We start from the raw sequence: 21987 nt of genomic DNA, 5'->3' as shown, positions 1-21987 counted from the left end.
GCGCTCACGCCGCACCTTCCGGCTTTTCAGCCACAGCATCGGTCTGCGCCTTGCGCCAGGCGGCGAGCTTTGTCGCCAGTGCCGTGTCGTGCAGCGCCAGCACGCTCGCTGCGAGCAGTGCCGCATTGATCGCGCCGGGCTTGCCGATGGCCAGCGTGCCGACGGGCACGCCGCCCGGCATCTGTACGATCGAATAAAGCGAGTCGACGCCGGACAGCGCCTTGGATTCCACGGGCACGCCGAACACCGGGAGCTCCGTCAACGCCGCGGCCATGCCGGGCAAATGTGCAGCGCCGCCGGCACCGGCGATGATGATCTGGAAGCCCGCTGCCTTGGCGCCCTTGGCGAATGCGACCAGCCGGTCCGGCGTGCGGTGGGCCGAGACGATGCGCGCCTCATGGGACACGCCGAGCGCAGTCAGCGTTTCGGCGGCGTGGCGCATGGTTTCCCAGTCCGACTGGCTTCCCATAATAATGGCGACGGGCGCGGTCATTCCGTATTTTCTTTCGCGAATCCAGAAAGATAGGCTGGAAATACAATGTCGTCCCCTTGCGTGGCAAGGAGCGTGGCAAACATGATCTCGTCTTGGTGAAGACTGGCAAGCCTTGTAACAAATCCCATGCAAAAGAAAACCCGAACGCCTGCTGCAAAGTCGGTCAAACGTTCCATGAAGCCGGCAGTTCGGGGTTCCAAGGCGTTGGTGTCGCTGCCGAAAAGCCGCGCGTCGGCGGCAGCGCTCACGATTCGGCGGCTGGAAGCGCAACTCACACAGGCGGAGGCGAAGATTGCCGAAGTGCGCGCTTCGGCGGAAACCGATTTCCTGCTCGACATTCTCAACCGCCGTGGATTTGCCCGCGAGCTGACCCGCGCCGTGGCGATCGACCAGCTCACTTTCGTCTTCCGCGACATCAACGTGTCGGCTGGCGCCTCTGCAGGCGTCGCACTGCTGGGTCCCGATGTCGATGGCGAAGCCGCGTTGGTTCAGGCCGACAGGGCGATGTATGTGCGCAAGACCGCGCGACGCGCGAAAGTGTAGTTAGTCGATTGTCGGCGTTGGCGCCCTTACAGCGCGCTGAGGTCGTTTGGCACTTCGCCAAAGGCGCGGATCACCTGGGCGTCGCCGAACTCGCCGATCATCGGATCGCCGGTACGGCTGAAGGCCAGTGCGCCGATCGAACCTGGCGCACGGGACAATAGTTCGGCGCGGCGGATGGCGCCGGATGCGCTCTGACATTCCTCGGCGGCACCGGCGGCCGGCGAACCAGAGTCGTCGTGTAGGAAGGGCAGTGCGACATAATAGGTGATATCGGCCATGGTGCCCTCACGAGTCGATTGATCTCGGCACAAGAGTGTTCTTATTTTGTTCTTATTGTCAAGTTTCGACAGCGCCTCGTTTGCAGTCGCCCCATTCCGCTCCTGTTAGGCCGCAGTAGCTGGCTTGCGCGTTGCGAGCGTCACGTCGGCTAGCGCGAGCGCCATGGCGATCAATTCGCGGAGCCCAGCAGTTTTCACCGCGCCACAATGCGATGCTGCCAGAATTAAGTCTGGCTGTCGTGCCTACGATGCCGCGCGAAAAGAGCGGCGGCCGTCGCGAAGCAAGGTTTTGACGACGGGCGAGTTCAACGCCCAGCCTGCTGCATTCACCGCGAGTTAAAGAAAGCCGATCCATCGATCATCGCGCGTTGAGTTCGCAGTCCTGACCGTTCTTCAACCCACAGCCACAGCGCGACGCGTTGTCTCAGGCAATAATATCCGGGGTGATCTGGTCTTCGATAAAGGAGATCCGGTCTTTCAGCTGAAGCTTCCTCTTCTTCAACCGTTGCAGTCGCAAAAGATCGGGTGCCGGTGAATGTTGCAAGGCATCGATAGCGGCGTCGAGGTCGCGATGTTCCTGCTGCAATCGGGCGAGTTCTAACGGGAGTTCGCGATCTTCGTCGTCGTTCATGTTTCTAGCTGACTGGATTCGCAAGTCATTTGCGAGGAATTTCTAGGATGACTATCGCCGGTGCAGGCGCACCACGCAAGCCGTCCGGTTCCATGTTTTTGCGGCGCGATCAGGTCACGATTCGTTTCACACGATACCTGAAACTCAAAATACACTTTTCAATACCCATCGACAGATGTCCACTGTCATGTAGAATTCATCGTCCAACCGAACGTATCCTGAGGTTCAATCCTACCGAGGAGTTTTCGAATGGCACTACAGGCGCATCTCGTCGAACTGGAACGCAAGCACAAAGTTCTCGAAAGCGAATTGCACGAAGCGCTCGTGCACCTGTCTACCGACGATCTCCGCATCGTCGAACTCAAGCGTCGAAAACTGATGGTCAGGGACGAAATCCAGCGTCTCAAAAACGGGGCCAGCGAAACGGTGCACTGATCAACGGCTGCACTGATCAGCGAACGATAAATCACAGCATCGACATCGCCGTCTACGTCACTGCTTTCGCGTAGGTGCGATGACGTCTTCCCCTCATCCCGCGATAGGTTTGCGACGAAGCTCCAGTATTCGGTTGGCCTGGATCGCTTCGCCTGCAACCTTTCGCGTTCAATGTCCCGCCATCTCAGCCACGTAGTCCGCGATGGCCAGCGATGATGTCAGCCCCGGTGACTCGATTCCGAACAGGTTGATAAGGCCCGGCACGCCATGGGTCTGGGCACCCTGGATCATGAAATCCTGCACCGCGACTGCGGGCGGCACGATCTTCGGCCGCATTCCTGAATAGCTTGGCATCAATGCGCCGTCCGGCAGACTCGGCCAGTAGCGCCTGATAGCCGGATAGAACCTCTCTCCGCGTGCCGGATCGACCGTGTAGTCGATGTGATCCACCCACTCGACGTCAGGGCCGAAACGCGCCTGGCCGGCCAGATCGAGCGTCAGATGCACCCCGAGGCCGCCCGGTTCCGGCACGGGATAGATCAGCCGCGAGAACGGTGCTTTCGCATTGCAGCTGAAATAACAGCCTTTCGCCAGATAAGCGGGCGGTATCAGGTCGAGCGGCATGCCGTCGAGCATGCGGGCGATCGCGGTTGCGGACAGGCCTGCGGAATTGATCAGCATGTCGCAGGCTAGTGTCATCGGAGCTTCGCCGCCGACATCCAGTTCGAAACCGTCGGCGGTGACCCGGCCACGTTCCAGGGGAGCGAGGAATGCGAAGGCCGCGCCGGCGGCTTCCGCTTCACCGCGCAGCGACAACATGTAGCTGTGGCTGTCGACGATCCCGGTGGAGGGGGACAACAGCGCGGCTTCGCAAGCCAATGCCGGCTCCAGCGCCCGTGCCTCTGTCCCGGATAATTGCTTGAGGTCAGCGACGCCATTGGCTTCGGCATGCGCTTTGATCGACGCCAGTTTGGCGATCTCCTCCGGACGTGTGGCAACGATCAGTTTCCCGGAGTTGCGATGTGGGATGCCGCGATCGAGGCAATAATCATAGAGCGCCTGTTTTCCAGCGACGCAGAGCCGTGCCATCAGGCTTCCGGCCGGATAATAGATGCCGGCATGGATGACCTCGCTGTTGCGCGACGAGGTCACGGTACCGATCGCGTCCGCGGCCTCCAGCACGATGACCTCGCGTCCCGCTTCCGCCAGTCGCCGGGCGATCGCAAGACCCACGACGCCGGCGCCCACCACCACGCATTCAACCTTGTCCATGTCGCGTCCGATAGTTTGCTGCGCCGGTCAGCTGCGGTTCGACCTTGCGCATGTGGCGCATTAGTAAAACATTAAGCATCACAGCTAATTACCACCAAATTTCGCCGCATTCTGCAGGTGCGACGATACGCATTTACCTGATCCACATACCTGTAACCAAACACTCACGCTGCGAATACGCGGGTGTGTAATGACTGGCAAGATCGGGCGATCAGACAGCAAGGCGGCAGTGTCCGTCATCGCAGTCGCGTGCCTTCTCGGCAGCATTGCCGGAGCCCACGCAGAATCCCCGGCGGTTCATTATATCAGTGAACTCGACCCGCAAATGATCTGGCAGATCCTCATCGGTGGATTTGTCGCGCTGGCATTTCTCGCCGCCATTGTGCTGTGGGTCGCCTCGGCGCTGCGCAATGTGCGTCGCGAGCAGCATCGTCGCAATGCGTTTGTCGGTTCTGCCCTCAATCATCTCGGCCAAGGCATCGTGATGCTCGACGACCAGAAGCGGGTCGTGTTTTGCAACGATCGCTATCTTGAGATCTACGACCTGACGCGCGCCGACATCACCAAGGATATTACCGGTCCAGAATTGCGTGAGTTACGCCGCCAGCGTGGCAAGCTCGATCTGGCCACCCAGAGCTTCTACGAGCAGACTGTTTCCGCCGGCGAGTACATTGCCGAAATGCCCGGCGGGCAATCCGTTCACGTCAAGTTCAGCCGGCTTCCCAATGGCGGCGCCATTGGCATTCATGAGGACTGCACCGAGCAGCGTTTCCTGCAGCGCGAGCTTGCGACCACCAAGCAATTCCTCGAATCTGTCCTTGATCACGTCCCGATCTGCGTCGCGGCCAAGACCATTGACGATGGCCGCTATATCTTCGCCAACCGGGCTTTCGAGACCTTCTCTCGGCTCTCGCGCGATAAGATCGTCGGCAAGCGACCGGATCAGATATTCTCCGCACAGTCTGCGAAAGCGATTGCCGAAGCCGATGCCCTGGCAGTGGAAACGCGCAGTCAGTGTCGCAGCGAGTTCAATGTGGAGATTGGCTCAGACCTCCGCACGCTGGATAGCAATCGCGTGATTGCCTTTAACGAACGCAATGAGCCGGCATTTCTGATTGCGCTGTTCGAGGATGTGACCGACCGCAAGTCGCTGTCCAAGGAACTGGAGAACGCCAAGAAATTCCTTGAGACCGTGCTCGACAACATTCCTGTGTCGCTAATGGTGCAACAGATCAGCACCGGTCGTTATCTGTTCGCCAACCGCGGCGCAGAGGTCATTTTGGGTCGCAAGCGCGAAGACGCTATCGGTCTGACCGTTCCCGAAATGCTTCGCCCGGAAGAAGCGAAGCTGATCGTCAGCCGGGATCAGGCCGCGATCAGGGGCCGAACACCGATTGCGGAAGAGCATCCGATCAGCACGCGCGACGGATTGCGGCTGTTCCTGACCCGGCGGGTCACCGTGCTCGACGAAGCTGGCGAGCCGCAATATCTGATCAAGACCCACGAAGATGTCACCGACCGCCGCCAGACCGAGGCGCGGATGGCGCATATGGCCTATCACGACGGTCTGACCGATCTACCGAACCGCCCGGCCTTCCTGCAGGCTCTGTCGCAGATGATCGATGCCTGCGGCGAGACCTCCGAGGAATTCGCGGTGCTGTCGATCGATCTCGACGGCCTGAAGGAGGTCAACGATGTCTTCGGTCACGCCATCGGTGACAAGCTGCTGATCGAAGTGTCGCGTCGTGTCGATGCAGCCGTGGGCGGCGGGGTTGTGGCGCGGCTCGGCGGTGACGAGTTCGGCGTGATCATCGATGGCGCGCAGCCCGCGGCCGGGCTGTTGATCGCAGAGCGGATCTCCGCGGCCCTTGCGGAGGAATTCCCGATCGAGGGCAAATCGGTGCGTACAGGCGTCACCACGGGCATCTCGCTGTTCCCGCGCGACGGCCATGACCCGGCCGCGTTGCTGGCGAATTCCGGCGCGGCGCTGTTCCGTGCCAAGTCGCAGTCGCGCGGTTCGATCAGCATCTTCGAGCCGCAAATGGACCAGCAACTGCGCGATCGCCGCGTGCTGCATCAGGACCTCTCGGCCGCGATCCGCAATGGCGAATTGTCGCTGCACTACCAGCCCCAGGCACGCGCCGGCCAGACCGTGGTCGATGCCGACATTACGGGCTTCGAGGCGTTGGCGCGGTGGATTCATCCGACGCGCGGTTTCGTGCCGCCCGGAGACTTCATTCCGTTGGCCGAAGAAAGTGGCCTGATCGTCGAGATGGGTGAGTGGATCCTGCGTCAGGCCTGCCTTGAGGCGGCCTCATGGCCGGTCCCGCTGCAGATCGCGGTCAACCTGTCGCCCGCGCAGTTCATGCATGGTGATCTCGTCGGCCTCGTGCATTCGATCCTGCTCGAAACCGGCCTGCAGCCCGGTCGCCTTGAGCTGGAAATCACCGAGGGTGTGCTGATCGAGGATTTCGATCGCGGCGTCGCGTTGCTGCGGCGGTTGAAGGCGCTCGGCGTGCGCATCTCGATGGACGACTTCGGCTCCGGCTATTCCTCACTGACCTATCTGCAGGCATTCCCGTTCGACAAGATCAAGATCGACCGCGCTTTCGTGATCAATCTGGGGCTCAATCCGCAGTCCGCTGCCATCGTGCGCGCGGTCATCGGGCTGGGCCATGGCCTCGACGTCGCGATCGTTGCGGAAGGCGTCGAGACCCACGAGCAACTCTGCTTCCTCGCCAGCGAAGGCTGCGACGGCGTACAAGGCTACTTCATCGGGCGTCCTGCCCCGATTGCGCAATATGCTGCGCTGGTCGGACGGATTGCCGCCGCTGCGCCCGTCGCGCGCATGGTCGGTTGAGCGACAGGCCGTTGCGAAGTGCTGATGTTGTTGAGCCCGCGGCGTTCCGCGGCTAGCTTGCGGTTATGACGAATCTCACTGCGACAGTCGCGGATCCGGCGGCCAGCGATGCGCCGGTCATCGCCTATCCCACGCCCTTGCTGCGGATCGACGGCGTCACCAAGAAATTCGGCGCGCATAGCGCAGTGGACAATCTCTCTTTGGACATCAAGGCCGGTGAATTCTTCGCGCTGCTTGGCCCGAGCGGCTGTGGCAAGACCACGTTACTGCGCATGCTGGCTGGTTTCGAAGCGCCGGACACGGGCAAGATCGAGTTGAACGGCGAGGATATCGCCGCGGTCTTGCCGCATCAGCGGCCCGTCAACATGATGTTCCAGAACTACGCGCTGTTTCCGCATCTCAACGTGCGCGACAATATCGGTTTCGGTCTCAAGAGCGCTGGCCTGACGCGTCTCGGCATCGATACGCGGGTTGCCGAGATGGTGGCGCTGGTCAAGCTCCAGGGACTGGAGAAACGCCGGCCGGATCAATTGTCGGGTGGCCAGAAACAACGCGTGGCGCTCGCCCGGGCGCTGGCGCGGCATCCGCAATTGTTGCTGCTCGATGAGCCGCTGGCAGCTCTCGACAAGAAGCTGCGCGAGGAAACCCAGGTCGAGTTGATGGCGCTGCAGCGCCAGCTTGGGACCACCTTCGTGATCGTCACCCACGATCAGGAGGAGGCGATGACCATGGCCGACCGCATCGGCGTCATGAATGAAGGTCGCCTGCAACAGGTCGCGACACCGCGACAGCTCTATGAGGCGCCGGCATCGCGCTGGATCGCGGAGTTCGTCGGTGACATCAACATCATCGAGGGTGGCATCACGCACCGCGACAGTCATCGCCTGACCATTGCAGGCCGCGATGTAGGAACCCTGTTTGCGATCGAGCCGCGACAGCCTGTCGACGATGCGGTCATCTGCGTTGCGATCCGCCCGGAGAAGATCCGGTTGTCGCGTCGCGGGCCGGCAACGGACCTCATCAATAGCGGCGCCATGAACAGCCTTGAGGGTGTCATTTCCGACGTCGGCTATCTCGGCGGTCGCTCGCTCTACAAAGTGAAGCTCGACCGTGGAGCCACATTGCGGGTCGCTCTCGCCAATACGGCGCGGCTCGATGTCGATGCCTATTCGATCGGCGAGCGCGTTGCGGCATGGTTTGCCCCCGATGATTGCGTGGTGCTGGTTCAATGAGCGCGCGCCGCATCTTCACGGCGCCGGCGCGGCTCGCTGCCATCCCGCCCTATGTCTGGATGATGCTGTTCTTTCTGGTGCCGTTCGGTTTCGTGCTGAAGATCAGCCTGTCGCAGACGGCGATTGCGCAGCCGCCTTATCTGCCGGTGTTCGGTCTGTCCGAAGGAATCGCCGGGCTAAAGGCGTCGTTTATCGCGCTGTCGCTGGATAATTTCCGGCTGCTCGTTTCCGACAATCTCTATCTTGCGTCCTATCTGCGCAGTGTCCTCGTCGCCGTCGTGTCGACCCTGATCTTGCTCGCGGTCGGTTATCCCATCGCCTATGGCATGGCGCGTTTGCCGCGACGCTGGCAGGGCATTGCGATGATGCTGGTGATCGTGCCGTTCTGGACCTCGTTCCTGATCCGCATCTATGCCTGGATCAACATCCTGCAGCATGACGGCTTGCTCAATAAGGTCCTTCTTGCGCTGCACGTCGTATCGACGCCAATCGTGTGGCTCTCCACCGACAGTGCGATGTATCTCGGCATCGTCTATTCCTATCTGCCTTTCATGATCCTGCCGCTCTATGCCACGCTGGCGAAGCAGGACCCGTCGCTGATCGAGGCCGCCGCCGATCTCGGCGTCTCGCGCATCGACGCCTTCTGGCTGGTGACGGTTCCCTTGTCGCTGCGTGGCGTCGGCGCCGGGGCACTGCTCTGCTTCATTCCGATCATGGGCGAATTTGTCATTCCCGATCTGCTCGCCGGATCGAATTCGCTGATGATCGGCCAGACGCTGTGGCTCGAATTCTTCACCAACAAGGATTGGCCGGTCGCCTCTGCCACCGCCATCGTGTTGCTCGGGCTGCTGTTGATCCCGTTATTGGTCTATGACCGGCTGCAGCGCCGGCAGCTGGAGGCGCGCTGATGGCCGTGCATCCGCTCCGCCTGTCGCGCTTCAATGTCACGTCGCTGGTGCTCGGCCTGGCGTTTCTCTATCTGCCGATCGTCATTCTGGTCATCTATTCGTTCAACGCGTCTCGCCTCGTGACCGTGTGGGGCGGCTGGTCGACGCGCTGGTACACCGAATTCTTCAATGACCGTGCGATGCTCGATGCTGCCTGGATGAGCCTTCGCGTGGGTGTCATGTCAGCAACACTGGCAACGCTGCTCGGCACTTTGGCCGCGATAGCGTTGACGCGTGGCGCGGGATTTCGCGGCCGAATGCTGATGTCCGGGATGCTCTATGCGCCGCTGGTGATGCCCGAGGTGATCACCGGCCTGTCACTGCTGCTGCTGTTCGTGGCGCTGGATGCCGGGCGCGGCTTTGTCACGGTGACCATCGCACACACCACACTCACCATGTGCTTCGTCGCCGTCGTGGTGCAATCGCGCCTCGCGGGGATTGATCGCAGCCTCGAGGAAGCGGCGATGGATCTCGGCCGCGATCCGCTCCGCGCATTTATAGCCGTCACGTTGCCGCTGATCTGGCCGGCCATTGCCGCCGGCTGGATGCTGGCCTTCACGCTGTCGCTCGACGACCTCGTCATCGCGAGTTTTACGACCGGGCCGGGTTCGGCGACGCTACCGATCAGGATCTATTCGGAAGTGCGTCTTGGCGTGAAACCGGAGATCAACGCCATCTGCACGCTGATCGTCGGTTTCATCGCCGTCGTTATCGTGCTGGCATCGCTGGTGTCGAAACTGTCGAGCGCCCGCGGCGAAAGCGCCGCGCCGTTGTAAGGCAAAAAGTTAGTTCGCCTTTGGTGCTGCATCCGCAGGTGCTGCCGCCGCAGGTGCATCGGCGGGCTTATCCGGCTCTGCTATCGGCGCCTGCTTCGGCACGCCCGTAAAGCGCTCGATCACCGAGCGTACGGCGTCGCGGGTCTTGCGATCCTTCACCGCATCCAGCAAAGGCGCCGCGCCCGGCGACCGGCGGATCAGGCTTTCTGGATCTGGGAAGATCAGCGGATCGTCCCACGGGCCTTGGATCACAAAAGGCAACTCGAAGCCGCCGGTGCCGTTGGTTGCCGGATTGAGACTGGCAATGCCCTTGAAATCATATTCGCGCGCCGGCACCGACGCGGTACCGGTCAGCGTCAGTTTCGCAGCGGGACCATCGATACGGATATCCTGCGCGGTGGCGATGCCGTCGTTGAATTTCACGGACATGTTGAGCGTGTTGAACGGTGTCGAACCCGAGCGGAAATTGCCGGCGCCGGACAGCGGACGTCGCTCCAGCCTTTTCAAAAGCTGTTCGACGTTGAAGCCGCTGATGGCGCCGTCATGACCGGTCAGCGTCGCGGTGCCGTCAAGCGATTGCGCGAGACCGAAGGGCGATGAGCCCGAGGCCTCCAGCATCATGCTGAGATTGCCGCGGCCGGTGAGCTTGTTGACGCCGAACAGATCACTGGCACAGGCCTGCAGGTCGACATCGCTGAACTGGAACTGGGCCTTCACATCGGCCACGGCATCGGAATGGGCAACATTGAACGAACCACGGACGATGCCGCCATACATCTGCGCTTCACCCACCGACAGCGCCAGTGTGCCGCCGCGCAGGTTGGCGCCGAGCGCGGTGCGGCCGAGCACTGAGGAGCCAACTGTGACCTTGGCGGCCGACAGGCGCATGTCGAGATCCGTGGTGGACAGCGCGTTCAGATCGAACAACTGCCGGTTCCAGTCACGGGCGCCGGAGGCCAGAAGTCGCACGGTAGACACATAGGGCGTGAAGTCGAGTGCGCCGGCAGCCAGGGTGGCCTGCAGCGTCTGACGGCCGGTGTTGCTGTAGGTCATGACGCCTTCGGCGCTGTTGCCGTCGAGTTCGACATTGACGTTGGTCAGCGCGATCGACGGGCCCACCAGGCTGGCACGCGCTTTCAGGGCAAAGCGGCCGAAACCGCCGGAGCCGGGCGGTGCCTGACCGACCCAGCGCAGCGCATTGCGCAGCGACAAGCTGTCGGCGGTGAGCGTGCCCTCCATGACGAGGCTGGCGCGGTTGGCAACAGTACCGTCGAATGCGAGCTTGATCGGCGCACCGGCGATGCGGGCCTTCACGCCTGAGCGTTCGCCGGACAGTGCCGCAATGAAGTCGCTGACGCTGAGGCTGCCGTCGATGCGCTCGCCGCGCCAGTCGAACTGGCCTGTTGCAGCGAATGAGCGCGAGATCGATGGCCAGGCGAGCGACAGGTCGATGTCGCCGAGACGCTCGGTGTTGTACGGGTCCTGATAGTGCAGCACGCCGTCTTGAATCCGGATCTCGGAGAAGGATAGTGGCTGTTCAGCGCCCGGCCTCATGGTGCGGGCGATGGACTCGATGAATGGCGTCCAGTTGCTTTCGCCGGAGGCCTCGCGGATCACGCGGATACGTGGCCGCAGCATCATCATGTCGGCGATCTCGAAGCGCTGCAGCAGCAGCGGCAGCAGCCGCAGATTGGCCGTCAGCACATCGACGGTGAGAGCAGGATCGATCGAGCCGCCGCCTTTCAGGCCGACATCATGAAACGAGACATAGCTGCCTGGAAAGACCGAGACATCCACCGCGCCGTTGACGACGAAATCCAGCCCAGTCACGGCGCGGATCTGGGCCTCCACGGCATGACGCAGCGTATCGCGGTTAAGCAACCACGACATGGCAAACAGCCCGATCACTGCAACACCCAGGAGCGCCGCAATCGGCATCCCCAGGCGTCTTATTCCTTGGGCACTCGTCAATGAACTATCCGGGTTGGTTGGTGGTCACACATAGCGGGGCGGCATCCATGTGCGCCCACGTCCAAGGTCCTCAATTTGAAGGGTTTTCTTGACGCTTTCAAGGCCATAGCGGGGGTGATGGGGTCGCAGTCCCCCGCGATTGACCTGCCGCGGAGTTTCCGCCTAATAATCCACGACATAGCCGCCCGCGCCCGCTGGGTTCTCAGCGCATTCCTGCATCAGGTCGATTCCCATGAACAAGGTCTACCCCGACGCCAAATCGGCACTCGATGGCATTCTCAAGGACGGCATGATGATCATGTCCGGCGGCTTCGGCCTCTGCGGCATTGCCGAGGACCTGTCGGACGCCTTGCGCGATTCCGGGGTCAAGGACCTCACCGTGGTGTCCAATAACGCCGGCGTTGACGGCATCGGCCTGTCTCGCCTGCTGGAAACCCGCCAGATCAAGAAGATGATCTCGTCCTATGTCGGCGAGAACAAGCTGTTCGCCCAGCAGTATCTGGCCGGCGAACTGGAACTCGAATTCTCCCCGCAGGGCACCTTGGCCGAGCGCATCCGCGCCGGCGGCGCCGGCATTCCCGGCTTTTACACCAAGACCGGCGTCGGCACGCTGATCTCGGAAGGCAAGCCGACCATGGAATTCAATGGCGAGACCTACATGCTCGAGCGTGGTCTGTTCGCCGACATTGCCATCGTGCACGCCTGGAAGGGCGATACCGCCGGCAATCTCGTCTATCGCAAGACCGCCCGGAACTTTAACCCGATGATGGCGACCGCCGCCAAGATCACCATTGCCGAAGTCGAGCATCTGGTGCCGGCCGGCGAGATCGACCCGGATCACATTCACACCCCCGGCATTTTTGTGAAGCGCATTGTCGAGGTCGGTACCGGCAAGAAGCGGATCGAAAAAGTTACCTCGCGTCAGCGTCCCGCGTAACCGCCAAAAGCAAAAACAGGAGAGAACGATGGCTTGGACCCGTGATCAAATGGCAGCGCGCGCGGCTAAAGAACTGCGCGACGGATATTACGTCAATCTCGGCATCGGTATTCCGACGCTGGTGTCGAACTACATTCCCGAAGGTGTCGACGTTCAGCTGCAGAGCGAGAACGGCATGCTCGGCATGGGTCCTTTCCCCTATGAGGGCGACGAAGATCCGGACCTCATCAATGCCGGCAAGCAGACCGTCACCGAACTGCCGGAGACCAGCTATTTCTCGTCGGCGGATTCGTTCGGCATGGTCCGTGGCGGCCATATCGATCTGTCGATCCTTGGCGCCATGCAGGTGGCCCAGAATGGCGACCTCGCCAACTGGATGATCCCAGGCAAGATGGTGAAGGGCATGGGCGGCGCGATGGACCTCGTCGCCGGCGTCAAGCGCGTCGTCGTCGTGATGGAGCATTCGGCCAAGGACGGCGCCAAGTTGCTGAAGAGCTGCAACCTGCCGCTGACCGGTGAGCGCGTCGTCGACATGGTCGTCACCGATCTGGCGGTGTTCACCATCGACAAGCACGGCAATGACGGCATGGCCCTGATCGAACTCGCCGATGGCGTGACGCTCGATGAGGTGAAGGCCAATACCGAAGCTGAATTCCGGGTCGCGCTGACCAACACCTGAACGATTGCGCGCTCCGAACGTTGACATGATGCCCGGCCCCGTGCCGGGCATTCGTGTTAGTATCTGCCTTTTCATCTCTTTAGTTGAGCATGATCATTCGGAAAACCGGTTGCCACTTTTCCGGGTCATGCTCTAGGAAGCCGACATGCGCGCCAGTCTCGAAGACCGTTTCTTCCTGCTTCTGATCGTCGTGGTCACGTTGGCCTTCGGCTGGATCATGAGCTCGTTCTACAGCGCGATCCTGTGGGGCGTGGTCATCGCGATCATGTTCGCGCCGATGCATCGGCGGCTGGAGCGCCGGATGCCAAAGCATCCAAACTCGGCCGCCTTGCTCACGGTGGGATTGATCGTGCTGATCGTGATCTTGCCGCTGACATTGGTTGGCGCATCGCTGGCGCAGGAAGCGGCCGTCGTTGTCGGCAAGATGAAGTCGGGCCAATTCAATCTCGGCACGTTTCTGCAGCAGATACTCGATGCCGTCCCGCAATGGGCCAAGGGACTGCTGGATCGTTTCGGCGTTGCCAATCTCGGCGGCATGCAGGACAAGCTGACTGAGGGCCTCGTCAAAGGCAGTCAGTACTTTGCATCGCAGGCGCTGAACATCGGCCAGAGCACGTTCGACTTCATCATCAATCTCGGCATCATGCTCTATCTGCTGTTCTTCCTGTTCAAGGATGGCGAGGCGTTGTCGCAGCGTGTGAAGAATGCGATTCCGCTGCGGCCGGAGTTGCGTGACGATCTGATGGAGAAGTTCACGGTGGTGATCCGCGCCACGGTGAAGGGCGGCATTCTGGTCGCGCTGGCGCAGGGCGCGCTCGGCGGGCTGATCTTCTGGATCCTTGGCATCAATGCTGCGTTGCTGTGGGCCGTGCTGATGGCGTTCTTGTCGCTGTTGCCGGCGGTGGGTGCTGGCCTCGTCTGGATGCCGGTCGCGCTCTATCTGCTTGCGACGGGCTCGGTCGTTCAGGGTGTGATCCTGATCGCCTATGGATTTCTCGTCATCGGTCTGGTCGACAACATCCTGCGCCCGATGCTGGTCGGCAAGGACACAAAGCTGCCGGACTATCTGGTGCTGATCGCGACGCTCGGGGGCATCGATGCGCTGGGCCTCAATGGCTTCGTCGTCGGTCCCGTGATTGCGGCGATGTTCGTGGCGGCCTGGGCGATCTTTGCGGAGTCACGCAAAAGCGGTCAGGTCCCGATCGCGTAAGCGCGCTACACCGGCCCCTGCGGCACATCTGCAAAGCGTGTCAGCCAGACCACCGGGCCGATGCTCGCAGCGACGATCAGCAGAGCGGCGAGAGCGCCTTCCTCGAAACTGCCCCGACTGGCATATTGATAGATCGATGTCGCGAGCGTTTCGACATTGAGCGGCCGCAGTAACAGCGTTGCTGGCAGCTCCTTCAGGCAGTCGACAAAGACCACGATGACGGCGCCGAACAATGCCGGACGCAATAGCGGCAGTTGAATCACGCGCAGCGTGGTGATTGCCGGTGCGCCGGCGGCGCGGGCGCTGTCGTCGTAATCGACGGGGATGTGCTCGAAGCCGGCCTTGATGAAACCGGTCGGTACCGCCAGGAACCGGATCACATAGGCGATCACCACGGCGGCGCCGGAGCCGACCATGACAAGCCCGGGCGATGCGAGACTGAGCCATCCGGCGAGCTTGCTGAATCCATTGTCGATGAACAGCACCGGCGTCAGCAGACCCAGCGCCAGCACCGTTCCGGGCAGCGCATAGCCGGTCTGGGCGACAGCGACCGACAGGTTGGTCAGCCGCGAAGTACGCCAGCGCTGAGCGACGATCACCACAAGCCCGAGAAGCAGTGCGGCTCCCGTGGCAATTGCGGCCAGCGCAATGGTGTGGCCGGCATCGCGCCACACCGTCGTTTCCATCGACAGTAGACCGCGGCGCAGGCTTTCACGCAGCAGATAGAGCAAGGGCACGGCGAAGCCGAGCAGGGCAGGGAGGAGACAGGCGGTGAAAGCAAGCCATCCGCGTACGCCTGTCAAAGGTGTGCGCGGTGCCAGTCGCGGATTCTCCGAAGAGAATTCCACGCTGCCTTCGCGGCGGCCGAAGCGCTCGATGGTGATCAGCACCCCGACGATGGCGAGCATGAACAATGACAGCTGCGCAGCACCTGCAAGGCTGCCGCGGTTGAGCCAGGTCGTGAAAACCGAGACGGTGAGCGTGCGAATGCCCAGATATTCACTGGCGCCGATGTCATTCAGCGTTTCCAGCGATACCAGTGCGAGGCCCACAGCGAGGGCGGGGCGCGCCATCGGTAGCGAGACACGGCGGAACGTCGTCCAGCGATCCGCACCGAGTATCTTCGCGGCTTCAGCAAAATCGGCGCTGCGATGCTGGAACATCGCGCGGGCCGAGAGATAGACGTAGGGATACAACACGATGCCGATCACGAAGATGGCGCCGGGCAACGAACGCAGGCTCGGCAGCCACCCGATCGCGCCGGGCAACGACATTGCCGTTGCCAATGCGCGATGGACGAGGCCCAGTGGCTCGAACAGGTCCACATAGACGTAAGCGGCGAGATAGGTCGGAATCGCCAGCGGCAGCGGCAAGAGCCAGAGCATGAGCGTGCGGCCGGGGAAATCGTGCGCCGAGACCAGCCATGCGGTGCCGGCACCGACCGTGAGCGTAACGATACCGACGCCGATCAGGAGGGCTGCGGTGTCGCGCAGCGCTTGCGGTAATACATAGGCAATCAGATGCTGCCAAAGCTCAGGCTCCGGCTGCAGCGCGAGTAATGCGATGCTGATCACGGGCGCTGCCACGAGGAGCGCGGTGGCAACTGCGACGAGAATCGCGAGCGCTTCGGTGCGGGAAGGCCTCACGGGCGTGCATGCCCACGTGGGCACTCTCCGCATGTCATCCCCGCGAAGGCGGGGATCCATACCCCAAGGAGAAGTAAGTCAGAAATTGCCGTAGCCACAGCGCCCTACCGAGAGTTCGGTGCGTATGGGTCCCCGCCCCGTGTGCGCTGCAGGCACACAGGGCGGGGACAACATACTGATAGGCTGTGCATCATCGCAGCCTACGGAGCAATAGCCGGGCTCAATTATCAAACCCGACCTTGTCCACCAGCGTCGACGCGGCTTTGCGGTTGGCGGCAATCTTGGCGATGGGCATCGGGTCGGCATTGAGCTTGCCATAGCCCGCGATGGTCGGATTGATCGTGATGCCGGCGCGCACGGGATATTCGTAATTGGCGTCGGCATAGACCTGCTGGGCATGCTCGCCGGCGAGCCATTCGATCAGCTTCATGGCATTGGCCTTGTTCGGCGCATGTTTGGCCAGCAGCACGCCGGACAAGTTCACATGGGTGCCGCCGCCTTCGAAAGTCGGCAGGATCACCTTGGTGGCTTCGGCCCATGGCTTCTTGTCGGGATCGGCATTCATCATCAGCGCCCAGTAATAGGTGTTGCCGATACCGAGATCGCATTTGCCGGCCGCGACGTCACGGGCGGTCTCGCGGTCGCCGCCCGAGGGCTTCTGCGCCAGATTGGCCTTGACGCCGCGCAGCCATTCTTCGGCCTTGGCCTCGCCGTGCTTGGCGACATAGGCGGCGAACAGCCCGTTATTGTAGATGTGCTGGCCGGAGCGGATGCAGATCTTGCCCTTCCACTTCGGATCGGCCAGTTCCTCATAGGTGATGGCGTCCTGCTTGACGCGATCCTTCGACGCATAGATCACGCGGGCGCGCATGGAGATGCCGGCCCAGTGGCCGTCGGGGTCGCGATATTGGGCCGGCACGACCTTCTCGATCACCTCGGATTTCATCGGCTGCGTCACGCCCGCCTGCACGGCCTCGTCGATGCGGCCGATATCTACCGTCAGCAGCACGTCTGCCGGGCTGTTGGCGCCTTCGGCCTTCATGCGTTGCTCGAGGCCCGAGCTCGCCGAGATCACATTGACCTTCACACCGGTGTCCTTGGTGAAGGCCTCGAAGATCGGCTGCACGAGCTTGGTCTCGCGATAGGTATAGACATTGACCTCTTCGGCGGCCTGCAGCGCAGAAGCACCGAGGGCGGCGAAGACGACGGCGGTGGCGAGGGCGTGATGCTTGATCATGAAATGGCTCCGGCAAGGGGCGTATCTACAATGTCAGGTGGAGTAGCGCAGTGGGCGTTCGAATGTCAGTGACTGAACGTCGCGTGACAAAAGATTAGATTGATTCCAGATTCGAAAGTGGGCCGCAGATAAGCAACGGCTTACCTGCGGCCCGCGATGCTTAGTCTCAGAAATTGGCTGTTGCCGACAGTCTGAACACGCGCGGCGAGCCGGGCGTAATGTTGTTGTTGCCGTCAGCCGTGGCGAAATAACCACGATCGAACAGGTTCTCGATGTTCAGCTGTGCGCGCCACATCTCGTTCAGCTTGAAGAACACGGCCATGTCGACACGGGTCCATTCTGGAAGCAGGACGGTGTTGTCGGATGACGCATAGAAATTGGTGTAGTGGATCACACCGACGGCCGCGGCCCATTGCGGGGTGAACTGGTACTTGTTCCACAGCGAGAAGGTATTGAGCGGCACGAGCCCAACGCGGTTGCCGGGCAGTACTGTCGTCGAGTTCGCACCTGTGATCTGGGCGTCCGTATAGGCGTAGCCACCCGTCACCTGCCACGCATCGGTGATGTAACCGGCCAATGAGGCTTCGAAGCCGCGGGTCTTGGTGGCGCCGCTTGTGATGAAGAAGCCAGCATTGTTCGGATCAGCCAGACGCTGGTTGGTCCGGTTCAGGTCGTAGACTGCAGTAGCGAATTGCAGGCGCGGATGAATATCCCACTTCAATCCGACTTCGTTGTTCACGAACTTCTCAGGCTCGGCGATCACGAGGCCTGGTGAGAGCGTGCTGAACTGGTCACCCGAGCTCGGCAAGTAGGATACTGCATAGCTGTAATAGACCGAGACGTTGTCGACCGGCTTCACGATTATGCCGGCGCGCGGCGATACAAGGTCGTCGGTACGGGTCTGGATCGCGCCGGTACGGCGATCGCGCGACGACAGATCGAAGTGATCGAAGCGCAGGCCGCCGATCAGCTGCAGATAGCGGGTAATCTCGATCTGGTCCTGAACATAGAGGGCGCCGAGGTTCAGATTGTAGGTGTTGTTGGCGTCTGTCGCGGTGTTCCGGAAGGCGACGGGGGAAATACGCGTCGGGCTTCGGGGATCTACAGGTAGGCTGGTCTGCGTCGTGTCGCCGTTGAAATAGCCGCTATTCCGGAAAGCAAGGCCGCTCTGATTGCCGACTTCGCCGCCGAACACTACGGTGTGGCGGACCGGGCCGGTGTTCACGCGGTAGGTGAAGTCCGTCTGGTTAAACAGATTCTGGCGATCGGTCTCGTTGTTATAGGCGCTGAGATTGATCGAGGTACCGGCGATGTTCACCGCGCCGCCCGGATAGACGTTTTGATAGAATTTCCGGTAGTCCGCGAATTGCGATGAGTTCTTTACCGTCAGTCCGTTCTCGAAATCATGCTCGATCACGGCATTGGCGATGTTGACGTCGGCAACTGCGTAGCTCGCATTTGGATTGCCAAAATAGGTCGAGGAGGCGGTGTTGTAGGCGAATTGCGGTAGCGCGCCGCCGGGGCGGAGCTGCGAGGGAATGCCGCGGTCGACGGTGCGGTTGTCGTGCAGATATTCGTAGCTGAGCTTGACCTTTGTTGTGTCGTTCGGCGCAAAGGTGACTGTTGGATTGAAGCCGTAACGTTCGAGATTGACGAAGTCGCGATAGCTGTCGGTGTTCTCGTAAAAGGCGTTGAAGCGTACTGCGAGGTCCTGGGTCACGGCCTGGCCGATATCGACAGAGGTGCGGCCACCTGGATAGGAGCTGCCACCCACGGTCACTTCGCGGACGGTCGTGCCATCGGCTTCCTTGAGAACGCGATTGACCACGCCGCCGCCGCCGCCGCGGCCGAAGATCATCGCATTCGGTCCCTTGAGTACCTCGAGGCGCTGGAGGTTATAGAAGTCGCGGAAATACTGCACGTCGTCGCGAATGCCGTTGGTGTAGAAGTCGGCATTGCTGCGCTGACCGCGGATCACAAGGTCGTCGCGATGCGACTCGCCCTGATGATAGATGACGCCGGGGACATAACGGACGGCCTCGCCGATCGATGTGAAAGCCTGATCCTTGATGAAATCCTTGGTCAGCACCGATACCGACTGCGGCACATTGATGAGCGGTGTGTTGGTCTTGGTACCGCTCGAGATGCTTTGCGTGATGTAGCCGACCTGACCGGTGCGGGCGTCCTGATTGCTGACGACGGGCGGCTGACGGACTCGTTGCGCCTGCGCGACGGGACGCGTGCGTGCGCGGCCGGATGCGGCGCGCTGCGGCTGGGCGCGGCGTACGCGCGGTGCGCTGGGAGCGTCGACTTGCACCGGCGGCAATGTCGATGCGCCGGAATTCGCATTCTGCGCAATCGCCGGCTCTGCGATGCACAATCCAGCCGCGATGATGGCCGCCGCGCTCGTCGAAATCAGAAAAGCTTTGCGCGCCGCCGTGCCGCGCCCCCCGATAGAAGTCCTGGAAGTCATTACTACGCCCCTGAAATATTCTCCGCTCATGCAAATGCCGGCGGTCCTTGTGCTTCCTCGGAAACACTTGGACACATCTGCAATTCGGAGTATTAGGCGTGAATTAGATGGCGTTTAGAATAAATCGAACTTCGCGGGATATGCCCAAGGTGTGTGATCTACGCACCAATGGCGTCTAGATAATTTGTAATCGTTCTAAACGAGGAGCGGCGGCTAGCCTGCGCCAAACGATTGGTCACTGGACAAGCGCTGCAATGCGCGTAAGCGCCGCAGTCACCGACACTTGGGATAAGGGAATATCGGGATGCCTCCGATGTTGTCTGACTGACTGACCTTCCGAAGTTCCTGCAGGCACGAGATTGAATGATGCGCGTTCTACTGATCGAAGACGATGCCATGTTCGGCAAGGCGCTGGTGCGCGGCCTGAGCGAGAATGGCATGAGCGTCGACTGGGCGCGCAATGGCCGCGATGGCTTCGCCGCGATGGACCGGTCGGAATATGCGGTCGCTCTGATCGACATTGGCCTGCCCAAGATGTCCGGCCTGGACGTGCTCAAGGCGAAAAGAAAAGCCGGCATGACCACGCCGGCCCTTATCATCACCGCGCGGGATGGCGTGTCCGACATGGTGGCGGGCCTCGATCTCGGCGCAGACGATTACATCGTCAAGCCGTTTGAACTGCCGGTCCTGCTCGCGCGAATCCGCGCAGTCACGCGCCGCGCCAATGGTCGCGTGGTATCGCTGATGACGTCTGCGGAGATCACGCTGGATCCATCGACGCAGGTGGCGACGTTCCGCGATATCAAACATCTGCTGTCGGTGCGCGAATTTGCGGTACTGCAGGCTTTGATGGAACGCCCCGGGCAAATCCTGTCGCGCAGCCAGATCGAGAGCCGGATTTACGGCTGGGGCGAGGAAGTCCAGAGCAACGCAGTCGACGTGCTGATTCACGGGCTGCGCAAGAAATTTGACAAGGACATCGTCCGCAATGTCCGCGGTGCGGGCTGGATGGTGACCAAGGAGGGCGCATGACGTCGTTGCGAAAGACCGTGATGACCTACGTCACGGGGCTGCTGATCTTGGTCGGCGTTGCTGCGGCCGTCACGTCCTATTATTTCGTCAAATACGAGGTGAACAGCTTTCAGGACAACGCTCTTCACGAGGTTGCGCTTACGGCGGGTATGGTGTTCCGACATGATATCGAGCCGCGGATCGATGCCGAGCTGGAAGACCAGCTGGTGATCCAGATCTGGGATCAGTCGAAACAGCCCATTCACCGTTCAGGCCCTTCGGTCGATATCCCGTTTCAGTCGGAACTCGGCTATGCCGACGTGACCGCGGGTGGAGAGCGCTGGCGCGTGTTCAGGTCGCGCGACGCGACGCATGCGATCCAGGTCGCGCAGCGCTGGAGTGCGCGTGAGGAAGTGGCCGCCTATGCGGCCGCGGGTGCTGCGGTGCCGTTGATCGCGGCCATTCCAATCGCATGGCTGATGATCTGGTGGGCGGTCAAGCGCGTGCTGTTCGGGCTTGGAACGCTGTCGGCTGATATCGGCCAGCGCAGTGCCGATGCGAAGGACGCGCTAAGCCTGACAGGCGTTCCGATCGAAGTCGCTCCGCTTGTGACAGCCATGAACTCGCTGATCGAGCGACATCAGACCGCGCTGGAGACCCAGCGTCGCTTCGTGTCCGATGCGGCGCATGAATTGCGGACTCCGCTCGCGGCGCTTCAGATCCAGATCGATAATCTGCGGGTACGGGAGCTCAATGCGCCTGAACGTGAGATCGCGCAGGACCTGCTCGACGGGATTCGAAGGGCCTCCTATTCGGTCAACCAGTTGATGACCATGGTTCGCGCCGATGCGGGCATCGAAAGCGAAGCCGAAGTCGTCGATGCGGAGGCCTTCGTGCGGCTGGTGGTGTCCGGTTTCGTGTCCATCGCCGAGGCAAAGGGCGTCTCACTCGCGATCGAGCCGGGGACGCGTGATGAATTGAATGTTCGCGCCGCCGATCTCCGGCTGATTGTCTCGAACCTGCTCGACAATGCGGTGCGTTACACGCGCGCCGGCGGCGCGGTCAGCATCAAGGCTGTGCGCCGAGGCACGGATTTCGTCATCGAGGTGATCGACAACGGATGCGGAATACCGGAATCCGCCGTGCCGTATCTCTACGACCGCTTCTTCCGTGCGGCGCCGATGGATATCGATGGCACCGGGCTCGGATTGGCGATTGCCCGGACGGCGGCGGATCGTAACGGCTTCAGCCTCGATATCGCAAACCGCGACGATGCTCAGGGCGTCAGGGCTGCCGTCTCGATCCCACTCGGAGAAGTGCCGAACGAAGTCAGGCAGTTCGAAGCCGCGTAACCAC

Annotated in this window: 20 protein-coding genes; 11 read left to right on the top strand and 9 right to left on the bottom strand. The window is 61.4% G+C overall.

The window, feature by feature from the left end; genetic code table 11:
• Nucleotides 1–4: 4 nt before the first annotated feature.
• Entirely contained in the window at nt 5–493 is a 489-nt protein-coding gene (purE, locus tag BLW80_RS05600) for a 5-(carboxyamino)imidazole ribonucleotide mutase (protein ID WP_068728790.1), read from the bottom strand.
• A complete protein-coding gene (locus BLW80_RS30205) occupies nt 490–669 on the bottom strand; it encodes a hypothetical protein (protein WP_170849526.1) in 180 nt (59 codons plus the stop codon). Before BLW80_RS30205 ends, purE begins: the two co-directional genes overlap by 4 nt.
• Between BLW80_RS30205 and BLW80_RS05595 the strand changes: the two genes are divergently transcribed.
• A complete protein-coding gene (locus BLW80_RS05595; protein WP_349633087.1) occupies nt 668–1036 on the top strand; it encodes a hypothetical protein in 369 nt (122 codons plus the stop codon). The two genes, BLW80_RS30205 and BLW80_RS05595, sit on opposite strands and share 2 nt — an antisense overlap.
• 26 nt (nt 1037–1062) lie before the next feature.
• Here the strand turns inward: BLW80_RS05595 and BLW80_RS05590 are convergent, their stop codons facing one another.
• Entirely contained in the window at nt 1063–1314 is a 252-nt protein-coding gene (locus BLW80_RS05590; protein WP_089265896.1) for a hypothetical protein, read from the bottom strand.
• A 424-nt stretch (nt 1315–1738) separates the two neighbouring features.
• Nucleotides 1739–1945: a YdcH family protein gene (locus BLW80_RS05585; RefSeq protein ID WP_068728782.1), complete on the bottom strand. Its 207-nt coding sequence runs from the start codon at nt 1943–1945 to the stop codon at nt 1739–1741.
• 249 nt (nt 1946–2194) lie between these two features.
• Between BLW80_RS05585 and BLW80_RS05580 the strand changes: the two genes are divergently transcribed.
• Nucleotides 2195–2380 (top strand): YdcH family protein, encoded by a 186-nt coding sequence (locus BLW80_RS05580; RefSeq protein ID WP_068728781.1) that lies wholly within the window; start codon nt 2195–2197, stop codon nt 2378–2380.
• 168 nt (nt 2381–2548) lie between these two features.
• On the opposite strand, the gene BLW80_RS05575 is transcribed toward BLW80_RS05580, so the two are convergent.
• Nucleotides 2549–3652, bottom strand: coding sequence for an NAD(P)/FAD-dependent oxidoreductase (locus BLW80_RS05575; protein WP_093757123.1), 1104 nt, complete (start codon nt 3650–3652; stop codon nt 2549–2551).
• A 190-nt stretch (nt 3653–3842) separates the two neighbouring features.
• Here BLW80_RS05575 and BLW80_RS05570 point away from each other — a divergent pair, with 190 nt between their 5' ends.
• The 4 genes from BLW80_RS05570 (at nt 3843) to BLW80_RS05555 (ending at nt 9467) form a co-directional block, all read left to right on the top strand.
• Nucleotides 3843–6512, top strand: coding sequence for a sensor domain-containing protein (locus BLW80_RS05570; RefSeq protein WP_093757122.1), 2670 nt, complete (start codon nt 3843–3845; stop codon nt 6510–6512).
• A gap of 65 nt (nt 6513–6577) precedes the next feature.
• Entirely contained in the window at nt 6578–7744 is a 1167-nt protein-coding gene (locus BLW80_RS05565; RefSeq protein ID WP_093757121.1) for an ABC transporter ATP-binding protein, read from the top strand.
• Nucleotides 7741–8652, top strand: coding sequence for an ABC transporter permease (locus BLW80_RS05560; RefSeq protein WP_093757120.1), 912 nt, complete (start codon nt 7741–7743; stop codon nt 8650–8652). The genes BLW80_RS05565 and BLW80_RS05560 overlap by 4 nt, the downstream gene beginning before the upstream one ends.
• Nucleotides 8652–9467 (top strand): ABC transporter permease, encoded by an 816-nt coding sequence (locus tag BLW80_RS05555; protein ID WP_093757119.1) that lies wholly within the window; start codon nt 8652–8654, stop codon nt 9465–9467. The genes BLW80_RS05560 and BLW80_RS05555 overlap by 1 nt, the downstream gene beginning before the upstream one ends.
• Before the next feature lie 9 nt (nt 9468–9476).
• Here the strand turns inward: BLW80_RS05555 and BLW80_RS05550 are convergent, their stop codons facing one another.
• A complete protein-coding gene (locus tag BLW80_RS05550; RefSeq protein ID WP_093757118.1) occupies nt 9477–11405 on the bottom strand; it encodes an AsmA family protein in 1929 nt (642 codons plus the stop codon).
• A 265-nt stretch (nt 11406–11670) separates the two neighbouring features.
• Between BLW80_RS05550 and BLW80_RS05545 the strand changes: the two genes are divergently transcribed.
• The 3 genes from BLW80_RS05545 (at nt 11671) to BLW80_RS05535 (ending at nt 14264) form a co-directional block, all read left to right on the top strand.
• Nucleotides 11671–12375: a CoA transferase subunit A gene (locus BLW80_RS05545; RefSeq protein ID WP_068728766.1), complete on the top strand. Its 705-nt coding sequence runs from the start codon at nt 11671–11673 to the stop codon at nt 12373–12375.
• Between the two features lie 28 nt (nt 12376–12403).
• Nucleotides 12404–13054 (top strand): 3-oxoacid CoA-transferase subunit B, encoded by a 651-nt coding sequence (locus BLW80_RS05540; protein WP_068728764.1) that lies wholly within the window; start codon nt 12404–12406, stop codon nt 13052–13054.
• 145 nt (nt 13055–13199) lie between these two features.
• A complete protein-coding gene (locus BLW80_RS05535) occupies nt 13200–14264 on the top strand; it encodes an AI-2E family transporter (protein WP_093757117.1) in 1065 nt (354 codons plus the stop codon).
• A gap of 5 nt (nt 14265–14269) precedes the next feature.
• On the opposite strand, the gene BLW80_RS05530 is transcribed toward BLW80_RS05535, so the two are convergent.
• From BLW80_RS05530 to BLW80_RS05520, 3 genes are all read right to left on the bottom strand, one after another.
• Entirely contained in the window at nt 14270–15943 is a 1674-nt protein-coding gene (locus tag BLW80_RS05530; RefSeq protein ID WP_093757362.1) for an ABC transporter permease, read from the bottom strand.
• Between the two features lie 187 nt (nt 15944–16130).
• Nucleotides 16131–17147 (bottom strand): Fe(3+) ABC transporter substrate-binding protein, encoded by a 1017-nt coding sequence (locus BLW80_RS05525; RefSeq protein WP_093757116.1) that lies wholly within the window; start codon nt 17145–17147, stop codon nt 16131–16133.
• 166 nt (nt 17148–17313) lie between these two features.
• Nucleotides 17314–19620 carry a TonB-dependent receptor gene (locus BLW80_RS05520; protein WP_093757115.1) on the bottom strand — a complete coding sequence of 769 codons (2307 nt, stop codon included), beginning with the start codon at nt 19618–19620 and terminating at the stop codon, nt 17314–17316.
• Between the two features lie 366 nt (nt 19621–19986).
• Here BLW80_RS05520 and BLW80_RS05515 point away from each other — a divergent pair, with 366 nt between their 5' ends.
• The gene (locus BLW80_RS05515) at nt 19987–20652 is read left to right on the top strand and encodes a response regulator transcription factor (RefSeq protein ID WP_089266246.1); all 666 of its coding nucleotides are present in this window, start codon (nt 19987–19989) and stop codon (nt 20650–20652) included.
• Complete coding sequence (locus BLW80_RS05510; RefSeq protein WP_093757114.1) at nt 20649–21983, top strand: ATP-binding protein; 1335 nt, start codon at nt 20649–20651, stop codon at nt 21981–21983. Before BLW80_RS05515 ends, BLW80_RS05510 begins: the two co-directional genes overlap by 4 nt.
• Nucleotides 21984–21987 lie beyond the last annotated feature (4 nt).

The sequence above is a fragment of the Tardiphaga sp. OK245 genome (assembly GCF_900108575.1).
In the GTDB taxonomy this organism is placed as follows: Bacteria; Pseudomonadota; Alphaproteobacteria; order Rhizobiales; family Xanthobacteraceae; genus Tardiphaga; species Tardiphaga robiniae.
This window is presented reverse-complemented; position numbering and strand designations above follow the sequence as displayed.

What these genes read in the sequence shown, in the direction of transcription:
- BLW80_RS05525 (WP_093757116.1), bottom strand. Translation starts at nt 17,147, where the DNA reads ATGATCAAGCATCACGCCCTCGCCACCGCCGTCGTCTTCGCCGCCCTC.
- BLW80_RS30205 (WP_170849526.1), bottom strand. Translation starts at nt 669, where the DNA reads ATGGAACGTTTGACCGACTTTGCAGCAGGCGTTCGGGTTTTCTTTTGC.
- purE (WP_068728790.1), bottom strand. Translation starts at nt 493, where the DNA reads ATGACCGCGCCCGTCGCCATTATTATGGGAAGCCAGTCGGACTGGGAA.
- BLW80_RS05520 (WP_093757115.1), bottom strand. Translation starts at nt 19,620, where the DNA reads ATGACTTCCAGGACTTCTATCGGGGGGCGCGGCACGGCGGCGCGCAAA.
- BLW80_RS05555 (WP_093757119.1), top strand. Translation starts at nt 8,652, where the DNA reads ATGGCCGTGCATCCGCTCCGCCTGTCGCGCTTCAATGTCACGTCGCTG.
- BLW80_RS05585 (WP_068728782.1), bottom strand. Translation starts at nt 1,945, where the DNA reads ATGAACGACGACGAAGATCGCGAACTCCCGTTAGAACTCGCCCGATTG.
- BLW80_RS05545 (WP_068728766.1), top strand. Translation starts at nt 11,671, where the DNA reads ATGAACAAGGTCTACCCCGACGCCAAATCGGCACTCGATGGCATTCTC.
- BLW80_RS05595 (WP_349633087.1), top strand. Translation starts at nt 668, where the DNA reads ATGAAGCCGGCAGTTCGGGGTTCCAAGGCGTTGGTGTCGCTGCCGAAA.
- BLW80_RS05535 (WP_093757117.1), top strand. Translation starts at nt 13,200, where the DNA reads ATGCGCGCCAGTCTCGAAGACCGTTTCTTCCTGCTTCTGATCGTCGTG.
- BLW80_RS05550 (WP_093757118.1), bottom strand. Translation starts at nt 11,405, where the DNA reads ATGCCGATTGCGGCGCTCCTGGGTGTTGCAGTGATCGGGCTGTTTGCC.
- BLW80_RS05570 (WP_093757122.1), top strand. Translation starts at nt 3,843, where the DNA reads ATGACTGGCAAGATCGGGCGATCAGACAGCAAGGCGGCAGTGTCCGTC.
- BLW80_RS05515 (WP_089266246.1), top strand. Translation starts at nt 19,987, where the DNA reads ATGCGCGTTCTACTGATCGAAGACGATGCCATGTTCGGCAAGGCGCTG.
- BLW80_RS05560 (WP_093757120.1), top strand. Translation starts at nt 7,741, where the DNA reads ATGAGCGCGCGCCGCATCTTCACGGCGCCGGCGCGGCTCGCTGCCATC.
- BLW80_RS05565 (WP_093757121.1), top strand. Translation starts at nt 6,578, where the DNA reads ATGACGAATCTCACTGCGACAGTCGCGGATCCGGCGGCCAGCGATGCG.
- BLW80_RS05530 (WP_093757362.1), bottom strand. Translation starts at nt 15,943, where the DNA reads ATGCGGAGAGTGCCCACGTGGGCATGCACGCCCGTGAGGCCTTCCCGC.
- BLW80_RS05510 (WP_093757114.1), top strand. Translation starts at nt 20,649, where the DNA reads ATGACGTCGTTGCGAAAGACCGTGATGACCTACGTCACGGGGCTGCTG.
- BLW80_RS05590 (WP_089265896.1), bottom strand. Translation starts at nt 1,314, where the DNA reads ATGGCCGATATCACCTATTATGTCGCACTGCCCTTCCTACACGACGAC.
- BLW80_RS05580 (WP_068728781.1), top strand. Translation starts at nt 2,195, where the DNA reads ATGGCACTACAGGCGCATCTCGTCGAACTGGAACGCAAGCACAAAGTT.
- BLW80_RS05540 (WP_068728764.1), top strand. Translation starts at nt 12,404, where the DNA reads ATGGCTTGGACCCGTGATCAAATGGCAGCGCGCGCGGCTAAAGAACTG.
- BLW80_RS05575 (WP_093757123.1), bottom strand. Translation starts at nt 3,652, where the DNA reads ATGGACAAGGTTGAATGCGTGGTGGTGGGCGCCGGCGTCGTGGGTCTT.